This window comes from Ideonella sp. FW305-24 (genome assembly GCF_058788035.1).
This window is the reverse complement of record NZ_JBYTAI010000005.1, coordinates 379,920-398,920: the sequence shown is the minus strand read 5'-3', so window position 1 is coordinate 398,920 and position 19,001 is coordinate 379,920. Positions and strand designations below refer to the sequence as shown.

Annotated in this window: 22 protein-coding genes; 14 read left to right on the top strand and 8 right to left on the bottom strand. The window is 67.7% G+C overall.

What is annotated here, in order from left to right:
- Position 1: 1 nt before the first annotated feature.
- Entirely contained in the window at positions 2-388 is a 387-nt protein-coding gene (locus AC3WR5_RS16420) for a hypothetical protein (protein ID WP_492485762.1), read from the bottom strand.
- A 160-nt stretch (positions 389-548) separates the two neighbouring features.
- Positions 549-785, bottom strand: a complete 237-nt coding sequence (locus tag AC3WR5_RS16415; RefSeq protein ID WP_492485761.1) for a hypothetical protein — start codon at positions 783-785, stop codon at positions 549-551.
- 373 nt (positions 786-1,158) lie between these two features.
- Here AC3WR5_RS16415 and AC3WR5_RS16410 point away from each other — a divergent pair, with 373 nt between their 5' ends.
- Entirely contained in the window at positions 1,159-1,755 is a 597-nt protein-coding gene (locus tag AC3WR5_RS16410) for a hypothetical protein (protein ID WP_492485760.1), read from the top strand.
- Positions 1,756-1,835: 80 nt separating this feature from the next.
- Here AC3WR5_RS16410 and AC3WR5_RS16405 read toward each other — a convergent pair whose 3' ends face one another.
- A complete protein-coding gene (locus AC3WR5_RS16405) occupies positions 1,836-3,539 on the bottom strand; it encodes a methyl-accepting chemotaxis protein (RefSeq protein WP_492485759.1) in 1,704 nt (567 codons plus the stop codon).
- Between the two features lie 110 nt (positions 3,540-3,649).
- Positions 3,650-4,081: a PACE efflux transporter gene (locus AC3WR5_RS16400; RefSeq protein ID WP_492485758.1), complete on the bottom strand. Its 432-nt coding sequence runs from the start codon at positions 4,079-4,081 to the stop codon at positions 3,650-3,652.
- 90 nt (positions 4,082-4,171) lie between these two features.
- On the opposite strand from AC3WR5_RS16400, the gene AC3WR5_RS16395 reads away from it, so the two are divergent.
- The 5 genes from AC3WR5_RS16395 to AC3WR5_RS16375 all read left to right on the top strand — a co-directional run bounded on the left by AC3WR5_RS16395 (position 4,172) and on the right by AC3WR5_RS16375 (position 7,143).
- Positions 4,172-5,065, top strand: coding sequence for a LysR family transcriptional regulator (locus tag AC3WR5_RS16395; protein ID WP_492485757.1), 894 nt, complete (start codon positions 4,172-4,174; stop codon positions 5,063-5,065).
- 33 nt (positions 5,066-5,098) lie between these two features.
- Positions 5,099-5,836 (top strand): GNAT family N-acetyltransferase, encoded by a 738-nt coding sequence (locus AC3WR5_RS16390; RefSeq protein ID WP_492485756.1) that lies wholly within the window; start codon positions 5,099-5,101, stop codon positions 5,834-5,836.
- A gap of 179 nt (positions 5,837-6,015) precedes the next feature.
- The gene (locus tag AC3WR5_RS16385) at positions 6,016-6,570 is read left to right on the top strand and encodes a hypothetical protein (protein WP_492485755.1); all 555 of its coding nucleotides are present in this window, start codon (positions 6,016-6,018) and stop codon (positions 6,568-6,570) included.
- Between the two features lie 55 nt (positions 6,571-6,625).
- Positions 6,626-6,856 carry a VOC family protein gene (locus tag AC3WR5_RS16380; protein WP_492485754.1) on the top strand — a complete coding sequence of 77 codons (231 nt, stop codon included), beginning with the start codon at positions 6,626-6,628 and terminating at the stop codon, positions 6,854-6,856.
- Entirely contained in the window at positions 6,853-7,143 is a 291-nt protein-coding gene (locus AC3WR5_RS16375; protein WP_492485753.1) for a hypothetical protein, read from the top strand. The genes AC3WR5_RS16380 and AC3WR5_RS16375 overlap by 4 nt, the downstream gene beginning before the upstream one ends.
- Before the next feature lie 97 nt (positions 7,144-7,240).
- Here AC3WR5_RS16375 and aqpZ read toward each other — a convergent pair whose 3' ends face one another.
- Positions 7,241-7,924, bottom strand: a complete 684-nt coding sequence (gene aqpZ / locus AC3WR5_RS16370; RefSeq protein WP_492485752.1) for an aquaporin Z — start codon at positions 7,922-7,924, stop codon at positions 7,241-7,243.
- Between the two features lie 268 nt (positions 7,925-8,192).
- On the opposite strand from aqpZ, the gene AC3WR5_RS16365 reads away from it, so the two are divergent.
- On the top strand, positions 8,193-8,318 hold the full coding sequence (locus AC3WR5_RS16365) for an AbrB/MazE/SpoVT family DNA-binding domain-containing protein (RefSeq protein WP_492485751.1): 126 nt from the start codon (positions 8,193-8,195) through the stop codon (positions 8,316-8,318).
- A 16-nt stretch (positions 8,319-8,334) separates the two neighbouring features.
- On the opposite strand, the gene AC3WR5_RS16360 is transcribed toward AC3WR5_RS16365, so the two are convergent.
- Positions 8,335-8,877: a CAP domain-containing protein gene (locus tag AC3WR5_RS16360; RefSeq protein WP_492485750.1), complete on the bottom strand. Its 543-nt coding sequence runs from the start codon at positions 8,875-8,877 to the stop codon at positions 8,335-8,337.
- 299 nt (positions 8,878-9,176) lie between these two features.
- On the opposite strand from AC3WR5_RS16360, the gene AC3WR5_RS16355 reads away from it, so the two are divergent.
- The 4 genes from AC3WR5_RS16355 (at position 9,177) to AC3WR5_RS16340 (ending at position 12,326) form a co-directional block, all read left to right on the top strand.
- Positions 9,177-10,433, top strand: coding sequence for a catalase family protein (locus AC3WR5_RS16355; protein ID WP_492485749.1), 1,257 nt, complete (start codon positions 9,177-9,179; stop codon positions 10,431-10,433).
- Between the two features lie 87 nt (positions 10,434-10,520).
- Entirely contained in the window at positions 10,521-10,919 is a 399-nt protein-coding gene (locus AC3WR5_RS16350) for a COG4315 family predicted lipoprotein (RefSeq protein WP_492485748.1), read from the top strand.
- Positions 10,920-10,941: 22 nt separating this feature from the next.
- On the top strand, positions 10,942-11,478 hold the full coding sequence (locus AC3WR5_RS16345) for an RNA polymerase sigma factor (RefSeq protein ID WP_141287941.1): 537 nt from the start codon (positions 10,942-10,944) through the stop codon (positions 11,476-11,478).
- Entirely contained in the window at positions 11,475-12,326 is an 852-nt protein-coding gene (locus AC3WR5_RS16340) for an anti-sigma factor family protein (RefSeq protein WP_492485747.1), read from the top strand. The genes AC3WR5_RS16345 and AC3WR5_RS16340 overlap by 4 nt, the downstream gene beginning before the upstream one ends.
- 161 nt (positions 12,327-12,487) lie before the next feature.
- On the opposite strand, the gene AC3WR5_RS16335 is transcribed toward AC3WR5_RS16340, so the two are convergent.
- Positions 12,488-12,922, bottom strand: a complete 435-nt coding sequence (locus AC3WR5_RS16335; protein ID WP_141289868.1) for a response regulator transcription factor — start codon at positions 12,920-12,922, stop codon at positions 12,488-12,490.
- A gap of 121 nt (positions 12,923-13,043) precedes the next feature.
- Positions 13,044-14,210 carry a peptidoglycan DD-metalloendopeptidase family protein gene (locus AC3WR5_RS16330; protein WP_492485746.1) on the bottom strand — a complete coding sequence of 389 codons (1,167 nt, stop codon included), beginning with the start codon at positions 14,208-14,210 and terminating at the stop codon, positions 13,044-13,046.
- 250 nt (positions 14,211-14,460) lie between these two features.
- On the opposite strand from AC3WR5_RS16330, the gene ku reads away from it, so the two are divergent.
- From ku to AC3WR5_RS16315, 3 genes are all read left to right on the top strand, one after another.
- Positions 14,461-15,393, top strand: a complete 933-nt coding sequence (gene ku, locus AC3WR5_RS16325) for a non-homologous end joining protein Ku (RefSeq protein WP_492485745.1) — start codon at positions 14,461-14,463, stop codon at positions 15,391-15,393.
- Between the two features lie 10 nt (positions 15,394-15,403).
- Complete coding sequence (gene ligD / locus AC3WR5_RS16320) at positions 15,404-18,004, top strand: DNA ligase D (protein ID WP_492485744.1); 2,601 nt, start codon at positions 15,404-15,406, stop codon at positions 18,002-18,004.
- Positions 18,005-18,123: 119 nt separating this feature from the next.
- Positions 18,124-18,990: an STAS domain-containing protein gene (locus AC3WR5_RS16315; protein ID WP_492485743.1), complete on the top strand. Its 867-nt coding sequence runs from the start codon at positions 18,124-18,126 to the stop codon at positions 18,988-18,990.
- Positions 18,991-19,001: the final 11 nt, after the last annotated feature.

The following is a 19,001-nucleotide window of genomic DNA, read 5'->3' as shown; positions in this document are numbered from 1 at the left end:
CTCAGGCGCTCACGGCACCGAAGGTGCTGGCCGCACGGGCAGCGTGGATCGCCGGCATCCTGCCGCCTGTGTTGGCACGCTTGGGCGGGTCCTGTTTCAAGACACCCCGTGCCAGCAGGCAGCGCATCAGCGAGGTGGACACGCTCGCCACGCCCGGCCCCGCGTCGTCCACCCAGCGCAGCAGCATGCGGCGCTGGCTTCGCTCCAGCGTGCAGGGGCCGGCGGGGATCAGCAGCATTTCCTCACCCGCGCGCTCTTCCAGCCCCAGGCTGCAGGTGAGCAGGGCCTTGGTGCTGGGTGGCCGGCGGGTGCGCTGGGCCGGCGCGAGAGCGAGGGCGGGGGCGGGCGTCTGCAACACGACAGGGGCGAGGGCGGACAGGTCGATCATCACGGGGCACTTTCCTGCCCGCAGCGCTTGGGCATGACTTGGACAACAGGGCCTGCCGCCCGAAAACCTCGGGACTGCAAGCCACTGAGTCCGCCCTGGCAATCGGCGTGCCGGCGGCCGCGCCAGCCCACGCCTCCGGCGCAGGCTGGCGCGGCATTCATCAGCGTTGCTGATCGTCAGAGCCGGGCTGGCGCTTGTCACCTTGCTGGTTGGCATTGTTCTGGTTGCGCTGTTGCGGGTCCTTGGGGTTTTGCTGGCCCTGCTGGCCCTGGGTGCCGCTGCGTTGCTGCTGTTGCTGCTGCGGGTCCAGCGGGCGTTTCTGGCCGCTGCCCTGGCCTTGCTGGCTGGCTTCCTGCTGCTTTTGCTGCGGTTCGTTGGGGCGGTTTTGTTGACTCATCATGGTCTCCTTGGATGATGGCTTCGATACAAACGCCGACGGTGTGCCGACGCCGCCTCCGCGGCAATCACCGTGCCCAGGCAGCCCTCTGCAGGCAGGCCGGCGGGGCCCCGCGCCGCGCGCTGCAGAAATTGCCGCAGCGGTGACCGCCGCGCCGCGGATGTAACAGGCTTCGTGCCACCCCTCATTTCCGCCGAAGACACGGAGCAGGCTGGCCCTAAGGTTGCGTGCAATGCGTCGTGGAATGCCGGAGATGCCTGTGAAGCAGTCTTTGTGGGCCCGGGGGTGGGCCATTGTGAGCCTCGGTCTTGTGCAGAACCTGGCAGGCTTGCCGGTCGCTGCAGCGGAGCTGACGGCCCTGGAAACCAGCTGGATGAAGGCTGTATGGCCGGTCGTTGCCTTTGCCAAGGAAAGCCGGCTGCCGCTGGACATCGTGGTGCAGCCGCAGCCCGGTCCCGGTGCGGCGCCGATCGCGATGGCTTTTGTCGAAGGCCGCTGCAAGCTGGTCTTCACGCTGCGCGGCAACCCCGAAGCCCAGGCCACGCTGGACCGTCTGGCCCCCGAACTGCAGAACCCCGCGCTGGAGCTGATGGCCGCGCACGAGCTGGCCCACTGCCGCCGTCACCTGGACGGCGCCTGGTACGGCCTGCCCGCAGGCCTGTCGTGGCAGGAGCCGCAAGGCCTCGCGCCGGAGCTGCAGGCCGACTACCGCGAGATGAAGGCGGTGCGCCGCGAGGAAGGTTATGCCGACCTGGTCGGCCTGGCCTGGGCCCAGCAGCACCATCCCGAGCTCTACGTTCGGCTGCACACCTGGCTGATGACCGAACGCTCGACCGACCGCGTGCCCGGCACCCACCACGACACCGTCGCCTGGCTGCGCCTGGCCAGCCACGACGCCGGCCCGGCCGACCGCTCGATCTTCGTGGCGCCCGAGGCGCTCTGGGAAACCGGGCTCAACGCCGAACCTTGAGCGAGACGCCGAGAACGGCATGCGCTCAGGGCCTTTCGGGGCCCTGAGCGCATGCCCGGGGGTCACGCGGGGCGCAACGCTCAATGGGCCGCGCCAGCCTGGGCTTGCGGCGACAGCTTGAACACCGCCACGGCCTGCACCAGTTGCTGTGCCTGGGCCTTCAGGCTCTCTGCGGCAGCGGCGCTCTCTTCGACCAGCGCGGCGTTCTGCTGGGTGGCCTGGTCCATCTGGCTGACGGCCATGCCCACCTGCTGCACGCCATGGCTCTGCTGCGTGCTGGCCGACGTGATCTCGGCCACGATGCTGCTGACGTGCTGAATGGCGCTGACGATCTCGCCCATGGTCACGCCGGCCTGATCGACCTGAACAGTGCCTTGCTCGACCTGCGCCATGCTGCGACCGATCAGGGACTTGATCTCCCTGGCCGCCTCGGCGCTGCGCTGCGCCAGGCTGCGGACTTCGGAGGCCACCACCGCGAAGCCGCGGCCCTGCTCACCAGCGCGGGCGGCTTCCACCGCCGCGTTCAAGGCGAGGATGTTGGTCTGGAAGGCAATGCCGTCGATCACGCCGATGATGTCGCCGATCTTGCGGCTGCTGTCGTTGATGCCCTGCATCGTGGTGACGACCTGGCCGACGACGTCGCCGCCTCGCGCGGCCACGGCACAGGCGCCATGCGCCAGCTCATGGGCCTGCTTGGCGCTGTCGGCGTTGTTGCGCACGGTGCCGCCAAGCGCTTCCATCGTGGAGGCGGTCTGCTGTAGCGCGCTGGCTTGCTGTTCGGTGCGGCCCGACAAGTCCTGGTTGCCCAGGGCGATCTGCCCGCTGGCCGTGGCCACGCCTTCGGCCGAGCTGCGGACCATCGCCACGGCGTTCGCAAAACTGGCGGTCATCTGCGTCAGCGCGGCCATCACGCTGCTCGAATTCGCCTTGCCATGGATGGGGCTCAGGATCAGGTTGCCCTGCGCAATGCTGTTCATCGCGCCAACGACGGCATCCGGCTCGGCACCCAGCCGGCGCTGGATCCAGGACCGCGCGTAGAACAGGGAACCGATTGCCGACACGATCACCAGCGCAAGGCTGGCCAGCGCCGCTGCGTACCAGCGCTGGCGCAAGGCGTTGGCGTCAGCCACCGCCGCCGCCGTGCGCTGGTCCAGCATGCCGAAGAACTCGTCGACCGGCTTCATGATCTTGGCCTTGTAGCGGTGGTAGTCGGCGTTGTGCATCAAGGCCTGGGCCTGCGCCCGGTCGGGCTCGCCGGTCTTGCTGAAGCCGCCATTGCCGTCCGCGTATTGGCCCTTCACCATGTTCATCGCGATGGTCTCTGTCTTGACCAGGTCGTCAGAGTTCGCCGCGGCTTCCTTGAGCTTGGCGAACTCGGCTTGCGTGAAGCCAGCCGCTTTCATGCTGTCCAGCAGTGGCACGCTGGTGCCGCTGCCTTCATGGCCCGGCCCGGAGGGCACGATGCCGGCCGCGCGGAAGTCCCAGTAGATTCTTTCGTAGCCGGGCGGGCGCGGCTTCTTGCCATTGCGGATGTCCAGCACTTCGAAGTACTGCTGTTCCCACATCGGGTCGCCGCTGACGACGTAGGTGCGCGCCAGGCGGGTCAGGTCATCGGAGCTTTGACGCAATTCGTCGGCCAGCAGTGCAGACACGTGGCGCGACTCGTGCGCGGCCGACAGCCTGTCGCTCGCTGCGCCCACCTGATAGATCGACATGACGAGCAACAGCGTGGCGATGGCCGTGCTGATCAGTGCGGTTCCGAACAACTGCTTGATGGATCTCATTCTGCTTCTGCCTTGTGACGTCTGGAATAGACACACTCACGCTTGGGTGAGCCCTCGGCAGTGATATCGGAAAGCGCGCAGCAAAGTTGACTGGCCTGTTCCTTCGTCGTTCAGGCCGCCGAGGCCGGCAGGCCGAACACCGCGTCGAAGGCCCAGTTCATCAGGTAGGTGTAGACCAGGAAAAAGGCGATCAGGCCGACTTCCAGCGACACCGCGTGCCAGAAGCTGATCTGCAGCAACAGCATCATCACCGGCACCAGCAGCAGCGTCAGTCCACCTTCGAACAGCACCGCGTGCGCCGCCCGGCGCGCAAAGCTGCGGCCGCGTGTTGTCTGCCGCGCTTCCCAGCGCTCGAACAGCGTGTTGAACACCATGTTCCACAGCACCGCCGCGACCGAGGCCGCCACCGCCACGGCCCCAGCCGCCGGCAGCGGGTGGCCCAGCGCCCGCATGATCAGGCTGTTGGCCGCGATGGCACCCACCTCGAAGAGGGTCACGTAAAGCACCCTGCGGCGCAGCCCTTGCAATCCTGGCCCATTCATCGGGGCACCTCTTCCAACATGCGAAAAGCCGCGAGCGTAGTGTTGCCGGCTGAAAGCTGCCAGTCGGCTGCTGTCAGTTAAGCTGACAGCATGTTCAACAGCGAAGCCGTGCGCGTGTTCCTGGCCGTGGTGGATCACGGCTCGTTTTCGGCCGCGGCCCGCGCTTTGGGCCGCATGCCTTCGGCTGTCAGCATGGCTGTTGCCCAGCTGGAGGCCGAGCTGGACCTGCAGTTGTTCGAGCGCCAGCCTCGCAGCACGCCGCTCACGCCGGCCGGCCGTGCGCTGCTGCCGCAGGCCAGGCTGGCCGCCAGCCACCTGCAGCGCCTGGCCGCGCAGGCGCTGACGCTGCACGAGGCGCCACAGCCGCGGCTGTCATTGGCCATTGCGCCCGAGCTGGTGGGGGCCCGCTGGCATGCGCCGCTGGCTGCGCTGGCCCAGGCCTTCCCGCCGCTGGAGCTGGACGTGCGCGTGCTGCCCCAGGCCGAGGCCATGGCCTTGCTGCGCGAAGGCGAGGTGCAGCTGGCGTTGGTCTTCGAGCGGCATGCGCTGGAAGCCTGGGAAGGCTTCGAGGAGCTGGGCTGCGAGGTGCTGGTGGCCGCGGCCTCGCGCAGCTGGCTGGCGGGCCTGGACGGCAGCGCCCCGCTGCGCAGCGAAACGCTGCAGGAGACGCGCCAGATCTTGGTCGGCAGCAAGGCCGGCGGCCACGACCCGCGCCTGGTGCACTCGGCCAACCGCTGGGAAGCCGGCAGCCACATGGCGGCCGTGCGCTTGGTCGAAGCCGGCCTGGGCTGGGCCTTCCTGCCCCGCTCCATGCTGCCGCCCGCCGGCCAGGGCGAACTGGTCGAGCTGGCCTTCGACAACATGAGCAACCAGGTCTCGCTGTGGGTGGACGTGGTGTGGCACCGCGAGCGCCCGCTGAGCAGCGTGGCGCAGCGTTACCTGGCGCTGCTGCGGGACGGTCTGCGGAGCGAGCCGCCCCTATGATGCGACGCTTCTGTCGCTTCACCGGTCCGCCTGATGTCGCCGCTGCACGCCCTCGAAACCGCCGCCTTCGCCGCCTGGCCGAGTCTCGAACACGAGGACGTATTCGGCTGGCACTTGCGATACGCCCAGGGCTACACCAAGCGCGCCAACTCGGCGAATGCCACGGCCGCTGCGCAGGACCTCTCACCCGCGCAGATCGAAGCCATCGAGGCGCGATTCACGGCACGCGGCCTGCGCCCCATCTTCCGCCTCACGTCGTTCGCCGCGCCTGAAGACACGGATTCAACCCTCGCCAGCCTCGGCTACCAGTTCACCAACCTTTCGCTGGTGATGACCATTGCCGGCAACCTGCCCGCATCTCCCAGCGCCGGTCCGCTCACCCTTACTGACCCCACCACTTGGCTCACCGCCTTCCAGCAAATTTCCAGCAAGCTCGGCCCGGACCAGGCCGTGCACCTGCAGATGCTGCAAGCCGTCCGCCACCCCAGCGCCTTCGCCGTGCAGGCCAACGCGGCCGGCGAGCCGGTCTGCTGCGGCCTGGCTGTCCTGGTCGATGGCCAACTGGGCCTGTTCGACCTGGCCACCCACCCCGACCACCGCCGCCGGGGCCTGGCCGCGTCGCTTTGCCATGCGCTGCTGGCCTGGGGAAGTGAGCGAGGCGCGTCCGGTGCGTACCTGCAGGTGGTGGGGGCCAACGTGGGCGCGATTCGCCTTTACGAAACGCTGGGGTTTCGAAGGGCGTATCACTATTGGTATCGGGTGAGGGTGTGACCGCAGGGGAGTTGAGGCCAGGCTTTTCCGCTTCGAAGGCGTGCATCCGAATACGGGCAAGCCTCGGAACTTGGGCACAGTGAGAGTGAGGCTTCAGCACGATTACATTCCCGTCACTCCCATCCTGTCTGAGTCCACCTGTACTGCGGGCTCAGATTCAGCCTAGAGCTTCTGGCATCGTGAAACATCACTTCATCCAATCGCTGCTCGCCTTCGCAGTCATGGCCTTTTCTGGATGCGCCAGCATTGCGCCGCCGCTTGTTCCGACGGCTTCGCCGGAAGAGTCAATGGGCTACATCGCGGGTGCGTTCAGCAGGCAGGGCGGCGGTGGTTTTGCGTTTGTCCTGCTGAACCTGGAGACGAAGCGCGAATACGGCCTGTCTCTTGGCGAGGATGTCCTTCTGTCGAGGGATGTGGGCGATCAGGTGAGCATGATCAAAGTACCGCCGGGCCGGTATGTGGTGGCCAACTGGTATACCTACGGCACCTTGAACAAAGCGAAGAACGGCACCTTTCCCATCCGAAACCAGCGCCTCGCCCAGCCTTTTGAGGTCGGCGCGAAGTCGGTCGTCTTCCTTGGGAAATTTGCCGCATTGACCACCGTTCAAGGCACCGTGATCAACTGGTCCATCAAACCATGGCCGATCACTCCCGCCGAAGCCAGCCAGGCACTGTCCGCCACGTATCCATCCTTCACTGGCCTTGACCTCCAATGCCATCTTTGCTCGATCTGATGGTGACCACGACTGGCGCGCGTTGCCTCATGCGCTCGCTTACCGGAGACAGGTCATGCCCAGAACGTTGTCACCCAATCGCTCCATCCCCGACGCCGCGGTGATCCCCATGCTGCACCATCCCAGCGTGCCGGAGGCCATGGCCTGGCTGTGCAGCAATTTCGGGTTCACCGAGCGGCTGCGGATCGGCACACATCGCGTGCAATTGAATGCGCCGATGGGCTCGGGCTCGGGCGTGGTGGTGGGGGCAGATGGGGAGTACGTGGAACCGGAGACGCGCCAATGACTTTGCTCGCCATCATGTCTGGCCTGGTGGCTGTTCTTGCCGCGATCGCCTTGTGGATTCTTGCGATCGCGAGTCAACGCGAGGTCATGCAGAGATCCCCGGATTACGGTGAGCAAATCTACCGACCACGGCGACCTGTCTTCCAAGAAGGACCTGTCCGCGTGTTTCGCGTCATGCTGGTGCGAGCACCTGTGGAAGCGGGTCCTGTGGCGCAAGTCATGAGGGCGCTCGCTGCGGTGAGCTGCCTTGGTTCACTGGCCGCTGTCATCTTCAGCCTGCTTTCATGAACGGAAGGCACTGATTCTGCGAGTCGTTGGTGACGCTGCTGCGCTGCCGGGCGGCTCTTGAAACGCCCGGCGTGAAGCTTCTGGTCTGAGGGGGCGTTCAGCGTTTGCCGATGACACGGTACACACCGGCCCCGATCAGGGCGCCAGCGATCGGGGCGAGCCAGAAGGCCCACAGTTGCTCGACTGCCCAGCCGCCCACAAAGAGCGCCACGCCGGTGCTTCGCGCGGGGTTGACCGAGGTGTTGGTCACGGGGATGCTGATGAGGTGGATCAGGGTCAGGCACAGGCCGATGGCGATGGGTGCGAATCCCTTGGGTGCGCGTTCGTCGGTGGCGCCGAGGATGACGATCAGGAACAGGGCCGTCATGACCACTTCGCACACCAGCGCGGCGAACAGGGAGTAGCCCCCTGGCGAGTGCTCGCCGAACCCGTTGGATGCGAAGCCGCCAGCGACGTCAAAGCCGGCCTTGCCGGACGCGATGAGGAACAGCACGCCGCCTGCGACCACGGCGCCCAGCACCTGGGCCACGATGTAAGGCATCAGCTCGCGCGCCGAGAATCGGCCGCCCGCCCACAGCCCGATGGAGACGGCCGGATTCAGGTGGCAGCCGCTGATGTGGCCGATCGCATAGGCCATCGTCAACACCGTCAAACCGAAGGCCAGCGACACCCCCAAGAGCCCAATGCCCACCCCTGGAAACGCGGCAGCCAGCACCGCACTTCCACAACCGCCCAGCACCAGCCAGAACGTGCCCACAAACTCTGCGGCGTACCTTTGCATATCGACCTCCTCAATGAATTTCACGGATGACTTGCCGCAACCCGAATGGGCAGCAAGGGTGCGGTTTGTAGCTGCAGGCCGCCTGCGTTTGGTGGTTCAAAAAGCAGTTGCGTGACCCATCGCACGATCACCGTCACCCATTGGAAGCAAGCCAACAAGACCGTGAACCAGTTCACGGGCTGGCGCCACCCTCCGCCCACTGTGTGCGCCGCATCGAGGCGCCTGCCGGGATGGTTGGATTTGGCAGCATGCGAGATCCAAGGGTCAGGTGGTGCTGCCGACAGAAATGCGTCGCCGGCTCGGGCTCAATCCTGGCGCACGTTTGGAAGTGACGGAGGAAGCCGACGGTCTCCGGCTGCGTGTGCAGCGCGCCGTGCCGCAGGGCGCTGTCTGAGGGAACTGACCCGCCTCTACCGAATGGCATTCATGCACATCAATTCCACCGCCATGAACCCGAATTTCTTGTGCGGGCCGAAGCCGAAGCCCACGGACTTGTAGTCGTCCTTGAACAGGTTTTCGCGGTGGCCGCGGGTGGGCACGCCGTCGTCCACCACGAATTGGATGACGACGTCGCGCGGCGTGGGCATGCCGTAGCTGATGTTTTCACCGCAGTAGGCGGTGCCGGACAGGTGGCGGGTGGCGCGGTCCGAAGGGCTGGCACCGTTTGCGCTGTAGTGGCCGGTGGCGCCTTCGGGGCCTTGTTCGGCCACGTGGCCTTGCGCGGCGTTGGACAGGCAGTTCGACAGCACCAGTGGCTTGACCGGCTGTGCCTTCCTGAGGAACGCGATGGTTTCCGCCACGGCGGTGCGGCCTTCCACGCTGGCGTAGGACACGCCCTCCGATTTGTAGAAGCCCTGCGCGTCCATGTTGCGCAGCCGCTCCTCGACGAATTTGGCGTATTCCCTCGGGTTGGTGCGTAGGAGGTTCACCTCTTCGAGCAGCGGCTGGGCCATGGGGCCGGGCTTTCCTCTTTCTGCACAGCTGACGGTGATGTCCTGGGCTCGGGCTGGGGCGGTGAGGGTGGCGCAGAAGGTGAGTGCCGCGGTGGCCAGGAGGCGGGGATGGAGGCGCATGTGATCAGCTGGGGGACTTCGGATGTGGGTGCGGGGCGATTGTCGATTCCCCCGGCGCCGGGCGGGTGTTGCTGTTCGAGAAGGATGTAAGGGACCTTGGCGTGATCGCGGCGCCGTCCTACGTCCGGCCCTTTGGCGGAAGACTAGGCTGGCGCAGTTTCACTGCCGAGGAGCCGCGCATGACTTTGCCTGCCGCTGCGCACGCCACACACGATTCGACGCTGGATGACCCCAAGCTGCCGGATCCGTTCACGCTGCAACCGTTGCGTTACCAGCCCTCGTTCGAGTTCCTGGAAGAAGACGAGGAGAAGACCGGCGAGGCGCTGGTCGCGGCGATGCGCGGCATCAGCGAGAAGGTGCTGAAGGATGAAGGCCACGCGTACCGCTCGGTACATGCCAAGAGCCACGGGCTGCTGCTGGGGGAAATGGAAGTCCTGGACAAGCTGCCGCCGGCTTATGCACAGGGCGTGTTCTCACAGCCGGGGCGCTATCCGGCGGTGATGCGGCTGTCGACCATTCCGGGCGACCTGCTGCATGACGCAGTGTCCACGCCGCGCGGTTTTGCGCTGAAGCTGGTGGGCGTGCCGGGGGACCGGGTGCCGGGCTCGGAGGGCGACACCACGCAGGATTTCCTGATGGTCGACAGCCCGAACTTCAGCGCCAAGAGCGCGCGCCAGTTCCTGCGCAGCGTGAAGCTGGTGGCCGCCACGACCGACAGGCTGCCCAGCCTGAAGCAGGCGCTCTCGGTGGTGTTGCGCGGGCTGGAGCGCTGGGCCGAGAAGGCCGACACCGAGCTCAACTCGCTCAAGGCGCTGGGCGCGCATCCGCCCACGCACCCGCTGGGTGACCGCTACTACGGCCAGTTGCCGGTGCTGTGGGGCCCTTACATGGCCAAGTTCTGCCTGGTGCCGGTGGACGATTCGCTGCTCGCGCTGCGCCAGCACCCGGTCGACCTGGACGCCCACCATGACGCGCTGCGGCTGGCGGTGGAGGCGCATTTCGCCCGCGAGGGCGGCGCATGGGAGCTGCGCGTGCAGCTGTGCACCGACCTGGCCCGCATGCCGCTGGAAGATCCGTCCGAGCCGTGGTCCGAGGTGCTGAGCCCGTATGTGCCGGTGGCCATGCTGCGCGCCGGGCCTCAGCCGGGCTGGAGCCGGGAACTGTCGGTGGCGATCGACGATGGCATGTCCTTCAGCCCCTGGCATGCGCTGGCCGCGCACCGGCCGCTGGGCGCCATCATGCGCATCCGCCAGGCGGCCTACCGCATGGCCGCCGAATTCCGCGCGGCGCACAACCCCACACCTGTCGTCGAGCCGCGTTCGCTCGCGGCGCTGAAAGCCCTGCTCGGTGAAGCCGGCCAGCAGGCCTGGCCGAGCGAAGGCATGGCGTTGCGTGGTGCCGAGCCGCCGGGAAATTTTTCGCGGCCGGTGGAATAAACCCCGCGCCGGGCCCGTCTGCGTCAAAGTGAGCGGCTGCCGCGCCATGGGGGCGGGGCGGTTCACTCACCGATGGGAGACATTCTGATGACGCAGATTCGCATGCAGACCACTTGGCGCCTGGTGTTCACGACCGGGCTGATGAGCAGCCTGATGGCGTTGGCCGGCCTGGCCCAGGCGGCCGCACCGGCTTTCAGCAAGGGCGCGCTGGTCGGCCCGAACGGCATGACGCTCTACACCTTCGACAAGGACACCGCCGGCAGCGGCAAGAGCGTCTGCAACGGCCCTTGCGCCAAGCTCTGGCCGCCGCTGGTGGCCGCAGCAGGCGACACGCCCAGCGGCGACTACACGCTGGTGACGCGCGACGACGGCGCAAAGCAATGGGCCTTCAAGGGCAAGCCGCTGTACTACTACGAGGCCGACAAGGCCGCCGGCGAGCGCAGCGGCGACAAGTTCAAGGACGTCTGGCACATCATTCCGGAATGATCCTGGACGGCCGCGCCCGCACGTGCAGCACGACGACCCGCAGCAACTGCTGACCTGGCTGCCGCGCCTGCGCCGCTATGCGCGGGCGCTGGCCGGCAACCGTGACGATGCCGACGACCTGGTGCAGGACACGCTGGAGCGTGCCTGGGCCAAGGCCGGGCTGTGGCGCGGCGTGGCCGACATGCGGGCCTGGCTGTTCAGCCTGATGCACCACCTGCACGTGGACGGCCACCGCCGCGGCCGGTTGAACATCGTGGCACTGGCCGAAGGCGAGGCGCTGCCGGAGCAGGCCGAGCCAGCGCGTCAAACCGAAGGCCTGGCATTGCGGGACCTGGCGAGCGCGCTGGCCCAATTGCCGGCCGAGCAGCGCGAAGTGCTGCTGCTGGTGGCGCTGGAAGACATGGCCTATGCGGACGTGGCGCAGGCGCTGGGCCTGCCGATGGGCACGGTGATGTCGCGCCTGTCGCGGGGCCGCGAGCGGCTGCGGCAGCTGATGAACGAACCGGTGCTGTCCGCGGCTGCTGTCGCGGGTCGGCCCACCTTGAAGGTCGTCAAATGAGGCCCGAAGACGCGGACACGCCGGTCACCGAAGCCGAGCTGCACGCCTGGCTGGACGGCCAGCTGCCGGCCGCACGTCAGCGGGAGATCGAGGCCTACCTCGCCTCACGCCCGGAAGAAGCCGCGCGCCTGGCGGACTACCGGGGCCAGAAGGCCGCGCTGCGCGCGCTGTTCGACCCGGTGCTGGACGAAGCCGCGCCGGCCCGGCTGCTGCGCGCTGCGGCGCCGCGCCAGCCTTGGTATGCGCAGCGCTGGGTTGCGGGCCTGGCGCTGCTGTTGCTGGGCACCGGCGCCGGCTGGGGCATGCGCAGCGCACTGCCGGCAGGTGGCGATGCGACCGCGCTGGCGCTGGCCGCCGCCCGTTCGCCCGAAGGTTTCGCCCGCCGCGCCGCGGTGGCGCATGCCGTCTTCAGCCCGGACCAGCGCCGCGCTGTGGAGCTGGACGCTGCGCACGAGGAACAGCTCAGCACCTGGCTCTCGCGCCGCATGGGCGCGGCGATGAGGCCGCCGCATCTGCAGGCCCAGGGCTACGCGCTCGAAGGCGGCCGGCTGCTGCCCGGCGGGCAGGGCCCGGTCGCGCAGTTCATGTACCGCGACAGCGAAGGCCGCAAGCTCACCGTCTACGTCTCCAACGAACTCGGCCCCGCCGGCGCGGCCTCGGCGCCGGCTCACGCCGGTGTGCCCGCCAGCGCCATGTCCACCACTGCCTTCCGCTTCGCCCGCGAAGGCAGGGTCAATGTCTTTTACTGGGTGGACGGCGCCTACGGCTACGCGATCACCGCCGACGCCGGCCGGCAGGTGCTGGCGGATGTGTCGAATGAGGTGTATCGGCAGCTGGTGAGTGAGTAGACCCGGGGGCGCGAGTTTCTTGGGTGCGTGGCACCTTCGCCAATCTACGCAAATGGGGTCAGAGTCAATTTATCTCGGCACACGTGCGACTTCGCATTGAGGTATTTCAAGATAAATTGACTCTGACCCCATTTGTTTGCTGACCCCATTTGTTTGCCGGATCAAACGGGTGCTGCTGCCGCCGTTGGTGGCGGGCCGGCCTTGGCCAGCGACAGGCAATAGTCAATCAGCGCATCGATCTCGTTGGACTTGTCGAACACCCGGTCGGCGCCGAGTTTCAGGCACTCGCGCCGCATGTCCGGCGTTGCGTAATTCGTCAGCACCACACAGCGCGCATGCCGGCCCGGGCCCTTGCCGCAGGCCGCACGCAGGACACCCAGACCCGAGCCTTGTTGCAGCATCAGGTCGATCAGCACCAGGTCCAGTTCATGGTCTGCCGGCGCGGCGCTCAATGCCGCCAGCGACGCGACCGCCTTGGACTCACCCTCGGCCCAGCCCACGATCCTCACCGCCGCCATTTCTTCGAGGGCAGCCGTCAGGTTCTCGCGGATCAGGCGGCTGTCCTCGACCAAATAGGCGTTCAGGGTGTGGGGCATGGTGGGCAGTGCGGGCTGCCCTAGGCACCCTGATCCCAGTGTGGCAAAGCGGGGGCCACCTCTGCCAGGGATCGGCAACCCGGCCTGCTGTAAGACCTGTCTGACAGGGCGATGAGCCGAACTAGAAGCCGATCAGGTCGCCATGCAGCGGCATCACCCCTCGCATGCCGACCGGGTGGTCGAGTGAGGCGTCCTTCGACAGGTCCAGCATGTCGCCTTCGCTGCCTCGGCCCGTCAAGGTGAAGCGCTCGAAGACAAACGGCAACCCTTGTGACGGGGCGAATCCCGCCGAGCTGGCCACCTGGAAATGCAGATGGGGCGCCCCGGCACTGCCGGACACGCCCAGCCGTGCCAGTGGGGCGCCCCGCTTGATGCGTTCGCCGGTCTTCACGCGCAGGCTGCCCTGGCGCAGGTGCGCGTAGTGCACGAAGACGTGGGGTGCAATCTCCAGGATCACGAAATTCCCGTACAGCGCCTCCGCCGTCATCTCGGTGGGCTGTTCCATCGGCGCCAGTGGCCGGTGGTCCGGCACGCCGTCGCGCGCGTTGCGCACCACGCCGTCTGCCACCGCCACAACCTCCGTATCGAAGCCGGTCCAGTCGCCAGGCAGGCTGCTCGCCAGCTTGTCTGACGGCACGGTGATGGCGTGGCCCTTGGCATCCAGGCCGAAGAAGTCGATGGCATGGCGTTGAGGAATCGTCAGGCGCCCGTTTTCCGCCACCAGGCTGCCCCAGTGGTGCGACTGCGCATGGCCCGGGCCTTCATCGACCAGCCACTGCACGGCCTTGGCGTTGGACCGCAGCGGTGCCCCGATCACGACCGGCCGCGTCGAGTTGACTGCCACCGGCACGTCCGTGGCCACCTGCGTCTGGCCTTTTGCAGTCTTGAACACCAGGCGGTGCTGCAGCAGCGCCGGCAGGGGTTGGGTCTTGGGCAGCGTGAGCCAGACGAAAAGCACGGCATGCATGCCGGCCTCTATGGGCAGGCTGTTGTCGGCGTCCAGTGCCTTGCCCGGGCCCAGCAGCCCGGCCAGCGCTGCGCCGCTGAAGCTGGCCAGGGGCTTGCTGGCCCCGTTGGCAAAGACCTCCAGCAGGCCGAGATTCAGCGGGCCGGTGCCGGCATAGAAGTTCGTGACATCCAGCTCATAGGCCAGGTGCACAAAGCCATCGCTGCCCGGCACTGCCTGCGGCGTGAACACTGCGTGCGCCTCTATCGGTGCGGGCTCCTCCGCTGCCGTTGCGGCTGCAGCCAACAGCAGCAACGAACTCCAGGCCATCACCACTGACATCCGGCGTCGCCAGGTCCGCACCGGGTGCGCGCTGGGGTGGGAGCTTCTCATTCGATCCTTTCGGGTGTGGGCGCATCGGCAGCGCCGCGCGGTCTTCGGCGCGGAGTTTAGCCATGCGCTTTCGTAGGTCCTGGCCTACGCCAGCTCTGCCGCTAGGCCGCTGGCGTGTGGCGCCGGCCTTGGCCAGCATGCAGGCTCTGGGGCCGCACTGGCCGCTGCACGGGCCCCGTCGGCCCCTGAGGAGCTTGGCATGGCACGGGTGATCTGGAAAGGCGCCATCAGCTTCGGGCTGGTGCATGTACCGGTGGGGCTGTACCCCGCCTCGCGCGAAGACGACATCGACTTCGACTGGCTGGACAAGCGCAGCATGGACCCGGTGGGCTACAAGCGCGTCAACAAGCGCACCGGCCGCGAGATCAGGAAGGAAGACATCGTGCGCGGCGTCAAGCTGGAAGACGGCGACTACGTGCTGCTGTCCGACGAGGAGATCCAGGCCGCCTACCCTCAGAGCACGCAGACGATTGCCATCGAGGCCTTTGTCACCGCGGTCGAGATTCCGTTCCTTTACCTTGAGAAGCCGTATTACCTGGCGCCCATCGGCAAGGCTGGCAAGGTCTATGCGCTGCTGCGCGAGGCCATGCTGAAGGCCGGCTGCATCGGCATTGCGCGCGTGGTCATGCACGCCAAGGAGCACCTGGCCGCGCTCATTCCCAGCGGCGAGGCACTGATGCTCAACACGCTGCGCTGGCCCAACGAGATCCGCCCGGCCGAGGAACTGGCCTTTCCGCCCGAAGGCGCGGCGGCCAACAAGCTGGCCGCCGGCGAGATGAAGATGGCCGAAGCGCTGATCGCCGACATGACGATGAAGTGGAAGGCCGAGGACTACGCCGACCAGTTCCGCGCCGCGATCATGGCGCTGATCCAAAAGAAGTCCGAAGCCGGCGACACCGAGCGCGTCACGCCGCTGGAAGCGGCTGCCGACAGCAGTGCGCCGAGCAACGTCGTGGACCTGACCGAACTGCTCAAGCGCAGCCTGGGCGGGCGCGGCAAAGCAGGCGAGAAGGCGAAGGCCGAGGCCGAGGCCGAGGAAACCGCGGCCGCCAAGCCCAAGCCAAAGCGCGGCGCAGCGGCCAGGCCAAGCACCAAGTCTGTCGCCAAGCCCGCGCGGCGCAAGGCGGCCTGAGAGGTTGTTCATGGGCGACGACCAACACCGCAGCGACCCGCTGCAGGACTACCGCAAGAAGCGGGACTTCGAGCTGACCCGCGAACCCTCGGGCGAGCACATCCCGCGCGCGAAGCAGGTCGCGCTGCCCTTCGTGATCCAGAAGCACGCCGCCCGCGCGCTGCACTACGACTTCCGCCTCGCGCTGGACGGCACGCTGAAAAGCTGGGCGGTGCCCAAGGGTCCCAGCCTGGATCCCCACGACAAGCGCATGGCCGTGCAGGTCGAGGACCATCCATTGGCCTACGCCGGCTTCGAGGGCACCATCCCGGCAGGCCAGTACGGTGCCGGCAGCGTCATCGTCTGGGACCGTGGCAGTTGGACCCCGGTGGGCGACGCCCGTGCCGGCCTGCGCGAAGGCAAGCTCAAGTTCCAGCTGCACGGCGAAAAGCTCAGTGGCGGCTGGACGCTGGTGCGCCTGCGCGGTCGGGCCGACGAGACCAAGGCGCCGTGGCTGCTGATCAAGGAACGCGACGATGCGGCCCGGCCCGCGGCCGAGTTCGACGTGGTCAGCGAGCAGCCCGACAGCGTGCTGAGCGGCGATGCGGTGGGCGCTGGTCCCGCACCTGCGGCCAAGGCGGCTACGAAGAAGATCACCCGGGCCGCCAAGGCAGCGGCAACGGAGTTGCCGCTGTCCCTCGCGCCGCAGCTGGCCACCTTGGCCAGTGCCGCGCCAACCAGCGGCGACTGGCGCTGGGAGATGAAGTTTGACGGTTACCGCCTGCTGGCCCGGCGGGACGGCGACGATCTGCGCCTGTTCACCCGCAGCGGCCACGACTGGACCGCCAAGCTGCCCCACCTGAAGCGCGCGCTGCTGAAGCTGGACCTGGCCAGCGGCTGGCTGGACGGCGAGATCGTGCAGGCCGCGGGCGAACACGGCGCACCGAGCTTCCAGGCGCTGCAGGACGCCTTCGAGTCGCGCAAGCTCGGCGAGGTCGTCTACTACCTGTTCGACGCGCCATTCCTGAATGGCGAAGACTTGCGCGCGTTGCCGCTGCTGCAGCGCCGCGAGCGCCTGCGCACGCTGCTGGCCGGCCTGCCTGGCGACGGCCCGCTGCGCTTCAGCGAGGACTTCGACGCCGCGCCTGGCGAACTGCTGCACACCGCCTGCCAGCTGCGCATGGAAGGGCTGATCGGCAAGCGGGCCGACGCGCCGTATGTCTCGCGCCGTTCGGCCGACTGGCTCAAGCTCAAGTGCACCCAGCGCCAGGAGTTCGTCATCGTCGGCTACACCGACCCGCAGGGCAACCGCAGCGGCTTCGGCGCGCTGCTGCTGGCGGTGCACGACCGCGAAGGCAGGCTGCAATACGCCGGCAATGTCGGTAGCGGCTTCAACACCGCCACGCTGAAGAAGCTCGCCGCGCAGCTGCAGGCCCTGGAAAGCACGCGTTCGCCGCTGTTGCTGAGCGCGGCCGAGTTGAAAGAGGCGGGCATCAAGGCCGGTGTGCACTGGGTGCGGCCCAAGCTGGTGGCCGAGGTCTCGTTCAGCGAATGGACCGGCCAGGGCCGGGTGCGCCACGGCGTGTTCCACGCGCTGCGCAGCGACAAGCCGGCAGGCGCCATCGTGCACGAGCAGCCGGTGGCGGTGAAGGGCGGCAAGCTGGCGGCCGCTGCGCCGGAGAAAACCTCCGAGCTGCCGCCACCAGCCAGTGGCCGTGCCTGCGGGAAGCTGCCTGCCGGGCTGAAGCTCACGCATGCCTCGCGGGTGATCGACGCCAAGAGCGGCACCACCAAGCAGCAGCTGGCGGAGTTCTATGCCGCCGTCGCGCCGCGACTGCTCAAGCTCTGCGAGGACCGCCCGCTGGCACTGGTGCGCGGCCCCGAAGGCGTGGGCGGCCAGCTGTTTTTCCAGAAGCACGCAGCCGGCCTGAAGATCCCCGGGCTGACCCAGCTGGACCCGTCGCTGGACCCGGGCCATGCGCCGCTGGTGACCATGGCCAGCGCCCGCACCTTGCTCGGCGCGGTGCAGATGAACGTGATCGAGCTGCATGCCTGGAACGGCCGCGTGCGCAGCGTCGAGGGCCAAGCTTCCATTGCCCAGCCGGACCGCCTGACTTTCGACCTCGACCCCGGCGAAGGCGTGGCCTGGCCGCAGGTTCAGGAAGCCGCCCAGCTGGTGCATGCCATGCTGGACGAATTGAAGCTCACCGCCTTCCTGAAGACCAGCGGTGGCAAGGGCCTGCACGTGGTCGTGCCGTTCCAGCCGGACCTGGGCTGGGAAGCGGTCAAGGCCTTCTCCAAGGCCATCGTCCAGCACCTGGCCAGCACCCTGCCGCAGCGCTTCGTCGCCAAGAGCGGGCCGAAGAACCGCGTCGGCAAGATCTTCGTGGACTACCTGCGCAACGGCTTCGGCGCCACCACTGCCTGCGCCTGGTCCGCCCGCGCCCGGCCGGGGCTTGGCGTGTCGGTCCCCGTCGACTGGGAAGAGCTGCCGACCTTGACCGGCGGCGACCACTGGACAGTCCCCACCATCGCCGCCCGCCTGAAGGCGCCGGACCGCTGGGCCGGCATGGCGCGGCACGGTCGGCAGAAGCTGCAGCCGGCGATGCAGGTGCTGGGGCATTTGCCGTGAGGAGCGGCCTGTGAAAGACCCGCCTTGCCGCTGTCAAAACCTGCTCGTTCATGCATGACATGCATAATCAAGGCACGGCTGCGATGACGCGGCCTTTTTTTGTGTCCACGGAGCAGAGCATGCAAGACGACAAAGGGCTGGCGTGGGTACTGCGCCAGCACGAAAGCAAGATTCTGCAGGACTGGACTGGCGCGCTGCAGGAAGTGCGGCGTCATGGCAGTCCCGGCAGCGGCGACACGCAAGCGCAAGCGCGCAGCTTCCTCGCCGCCTTTGCGGCGGCCATCCGCAGGTCCAGCGACGCCGACATGGCGGGCACCGAATGGGACGACGTGCGGGCGCTGTTGACCGACCTGTCGCGTGACCGCGCCGTGGCCGGCTTCAGCCCCACCGAAACCGCCACCTTCGTCTTCTCGCTGAAGCAGCCCTTGTTCGTGGCGCTGCGCGAGTCGCTTGCGGACGACCCGAAGCGGCTCAGCAGTGAACTCTGGGCCGTCTCGCTGATGCTGGACAAGCTGGGCCTGTTCAGCATCGAGGCGTACCAGAACGGCCGGGAGCAGGTCATCGAGCGGCAGCACCAGGAGCTGCTGGACCTGTCGACGCCGGTGGTCGAACTCTGGCAGGGCATCCTCGCGCTGCCGCTGATCGGCACGCTGGACAGCGAGCGCACCCAGACCGTGATGGAGAGCCTGCTGGAGGCCATCGTCGAGAAGGAAGCGACCGTGGCGATCCTGGACATCACAGGCGTGCCGACCGTTGACACGCTGGTCGCCCAGCACCTGATGAAGACGGTGGCGGCCGCCCGGCTGATGGGGGCCGAATGCATCATCAGCGGCATCCGCCCGCAGATCGCGCAGACGATTGTTCACCTCGGGGTCAACCTCGACGGTGTCATCACCAAGGCCACCCTGGCCGGCGCGCTGCAGACGGCCTTGCGCAAGACCGGGCAGAGCGTGCAGCGCGCCGAGCCGCTGAAGGCCGGCAACTAGAGGCCGCGCCC

Excerpts from the sequence above, each read along its gene's own strand:
- AC3WR5_RS16420 (WP_492485762.1), bottom strand. The coding sequence starts at position 388 with ATGATCGACCTGTCCGCCCTCGCCCCTGTCGTGTTGCAGACGCCCGCC.
- AC3WR5_RS16415 (WP_492485761.1), bottom strand. The coding sequence starts at position 785 with ATGAGTCAACAAAACCGCCCCAACGAACCGCAGCAAAAGCAGCAGGAA.
- AC3WR5_RS16410 (WP_492485760.1), top strand. The coding sequence starts at position 1,159 with ATGAAGGCTGTATGGCCGGTCGTTGCCTTTGCCAAGGAAAGCCGGCTG.
- AC3WR5_RS16405 (WP_492485759.1), bottom strand. The coding sequence starts at position 3,539 with ATGAGATCCATCAAGCAGTTGTTCGGAACCGCACTGATCAGCACGGCC.
- AC3WR5_RS16400 (WP_492485758.1), bottom strand. The coding sequence starts at position 4,081 with ATGAATGGGCCAGGATTGCAAGGGCTGCGCCGCAGGGTGCTTTACGTG.
- AC3WR5_RS16395 (WP_492485757.1), top strand. The coding sequence starts at position 4,172 with ATGTTCAACAGCGAAGCCGTGCGCGTGTTCCTGGCCGTGGTGGATCAC.
- AC3WR5_RS16390 (WP_492485756.1), top strand. The coding sequence starts at position 5,099 with ATGTCGCCGCTGCACGCCCTCGAAACCGCCGCCTTCGCCGCCTGGCCG.
- AC3WR5_RS16380 (WP_492485754.1), top strand. The coding sequence starts at position 6,626 with ATGCCCAGAACGTTGTCACCCAATCGCTCCATCCCCGACGCCGCGGTG.
- AC3WR5_RS16375 (WP_492485753.1), top strand. The coding sequence starts at position 6,853 with ATGACTTTGCTCGCCATCATGTCTGGCCTGGTGGCTGTTCTTGCCGCG.
- aqpZ (WP_492485752.1), bottom strand. The coding sequence starts at position 7,924 with ATGCAAAGGTACGCCGCAGAGTTTGTGGGCACGTTCTGGCTGGTGCTG.
- AC3WR5_RS16360 (WP_492485750.1), bottom strand. The coding sequence starts at position 8,877 with ATGGCCCAGCCGCTGCTCGAAGAGGTGAACCTCCTACGCACCAACCCG.
- AC3WR5_RS16355 (WP_492485749.1), top strand. The coding sequence starts at position 9,177 with ATGACTTTGCCTGCCGCTGCGCACGCCACACACGATTCGACGCTGGAT.
- AC3WR5_RS16350 (WP_492485748.1), top strand. The coding sequence starts at position 10,521 with ATGACGCAGATTCGCATGCAGACCACTTGGCGCCTGGTGTTCACGACC.
- AC3WR5_RS16340 (WP_492485747.1), top strand. The coding sequence starts at position 11,475 with ATGAGGCCCGAAGACGCGGACACGCCGGTCACCGAAGCCGAGCTGCAC.
- AC3WR5_RS16335 (WP_141289868.1), bottom strand. The coding sequence starts at position 12,922 with ATGCCCCACACCCTGAACGCCTATTTGGTCGAGGACAGCCGCCTGATC.
- AC3WR5_RS16330 (WP_492485746.1), bottom strand. The coding sequence starts at position 14,210 with ATGTCAGTGGTGATGGCCTGGAGTTCGTTGCTGCTGTTGGCTGCAGCC.
- ku (WP_492485745.1), top strand. The coding sequence starts at position 14,461 with ATGGCACGGGTGATCTGGAAAGGCGCCATCAGCTTCGGGCTGGTGCAT.
- ligD (WP_492485744.1), top strand. The coding sequence starts at position 15,404 with ATGGGCGACGACCAACACCGCAGCGACCCGCTGCAGGACTACCGCAAG.
- AC3WR5_RS16315 (WP_492485743.1), top strand. The coding sequence starts at position 18,124 with ATGCAAGACGACAAAGGGCTGGCGTGGGTACTGCGCCAGCACGAAAGC.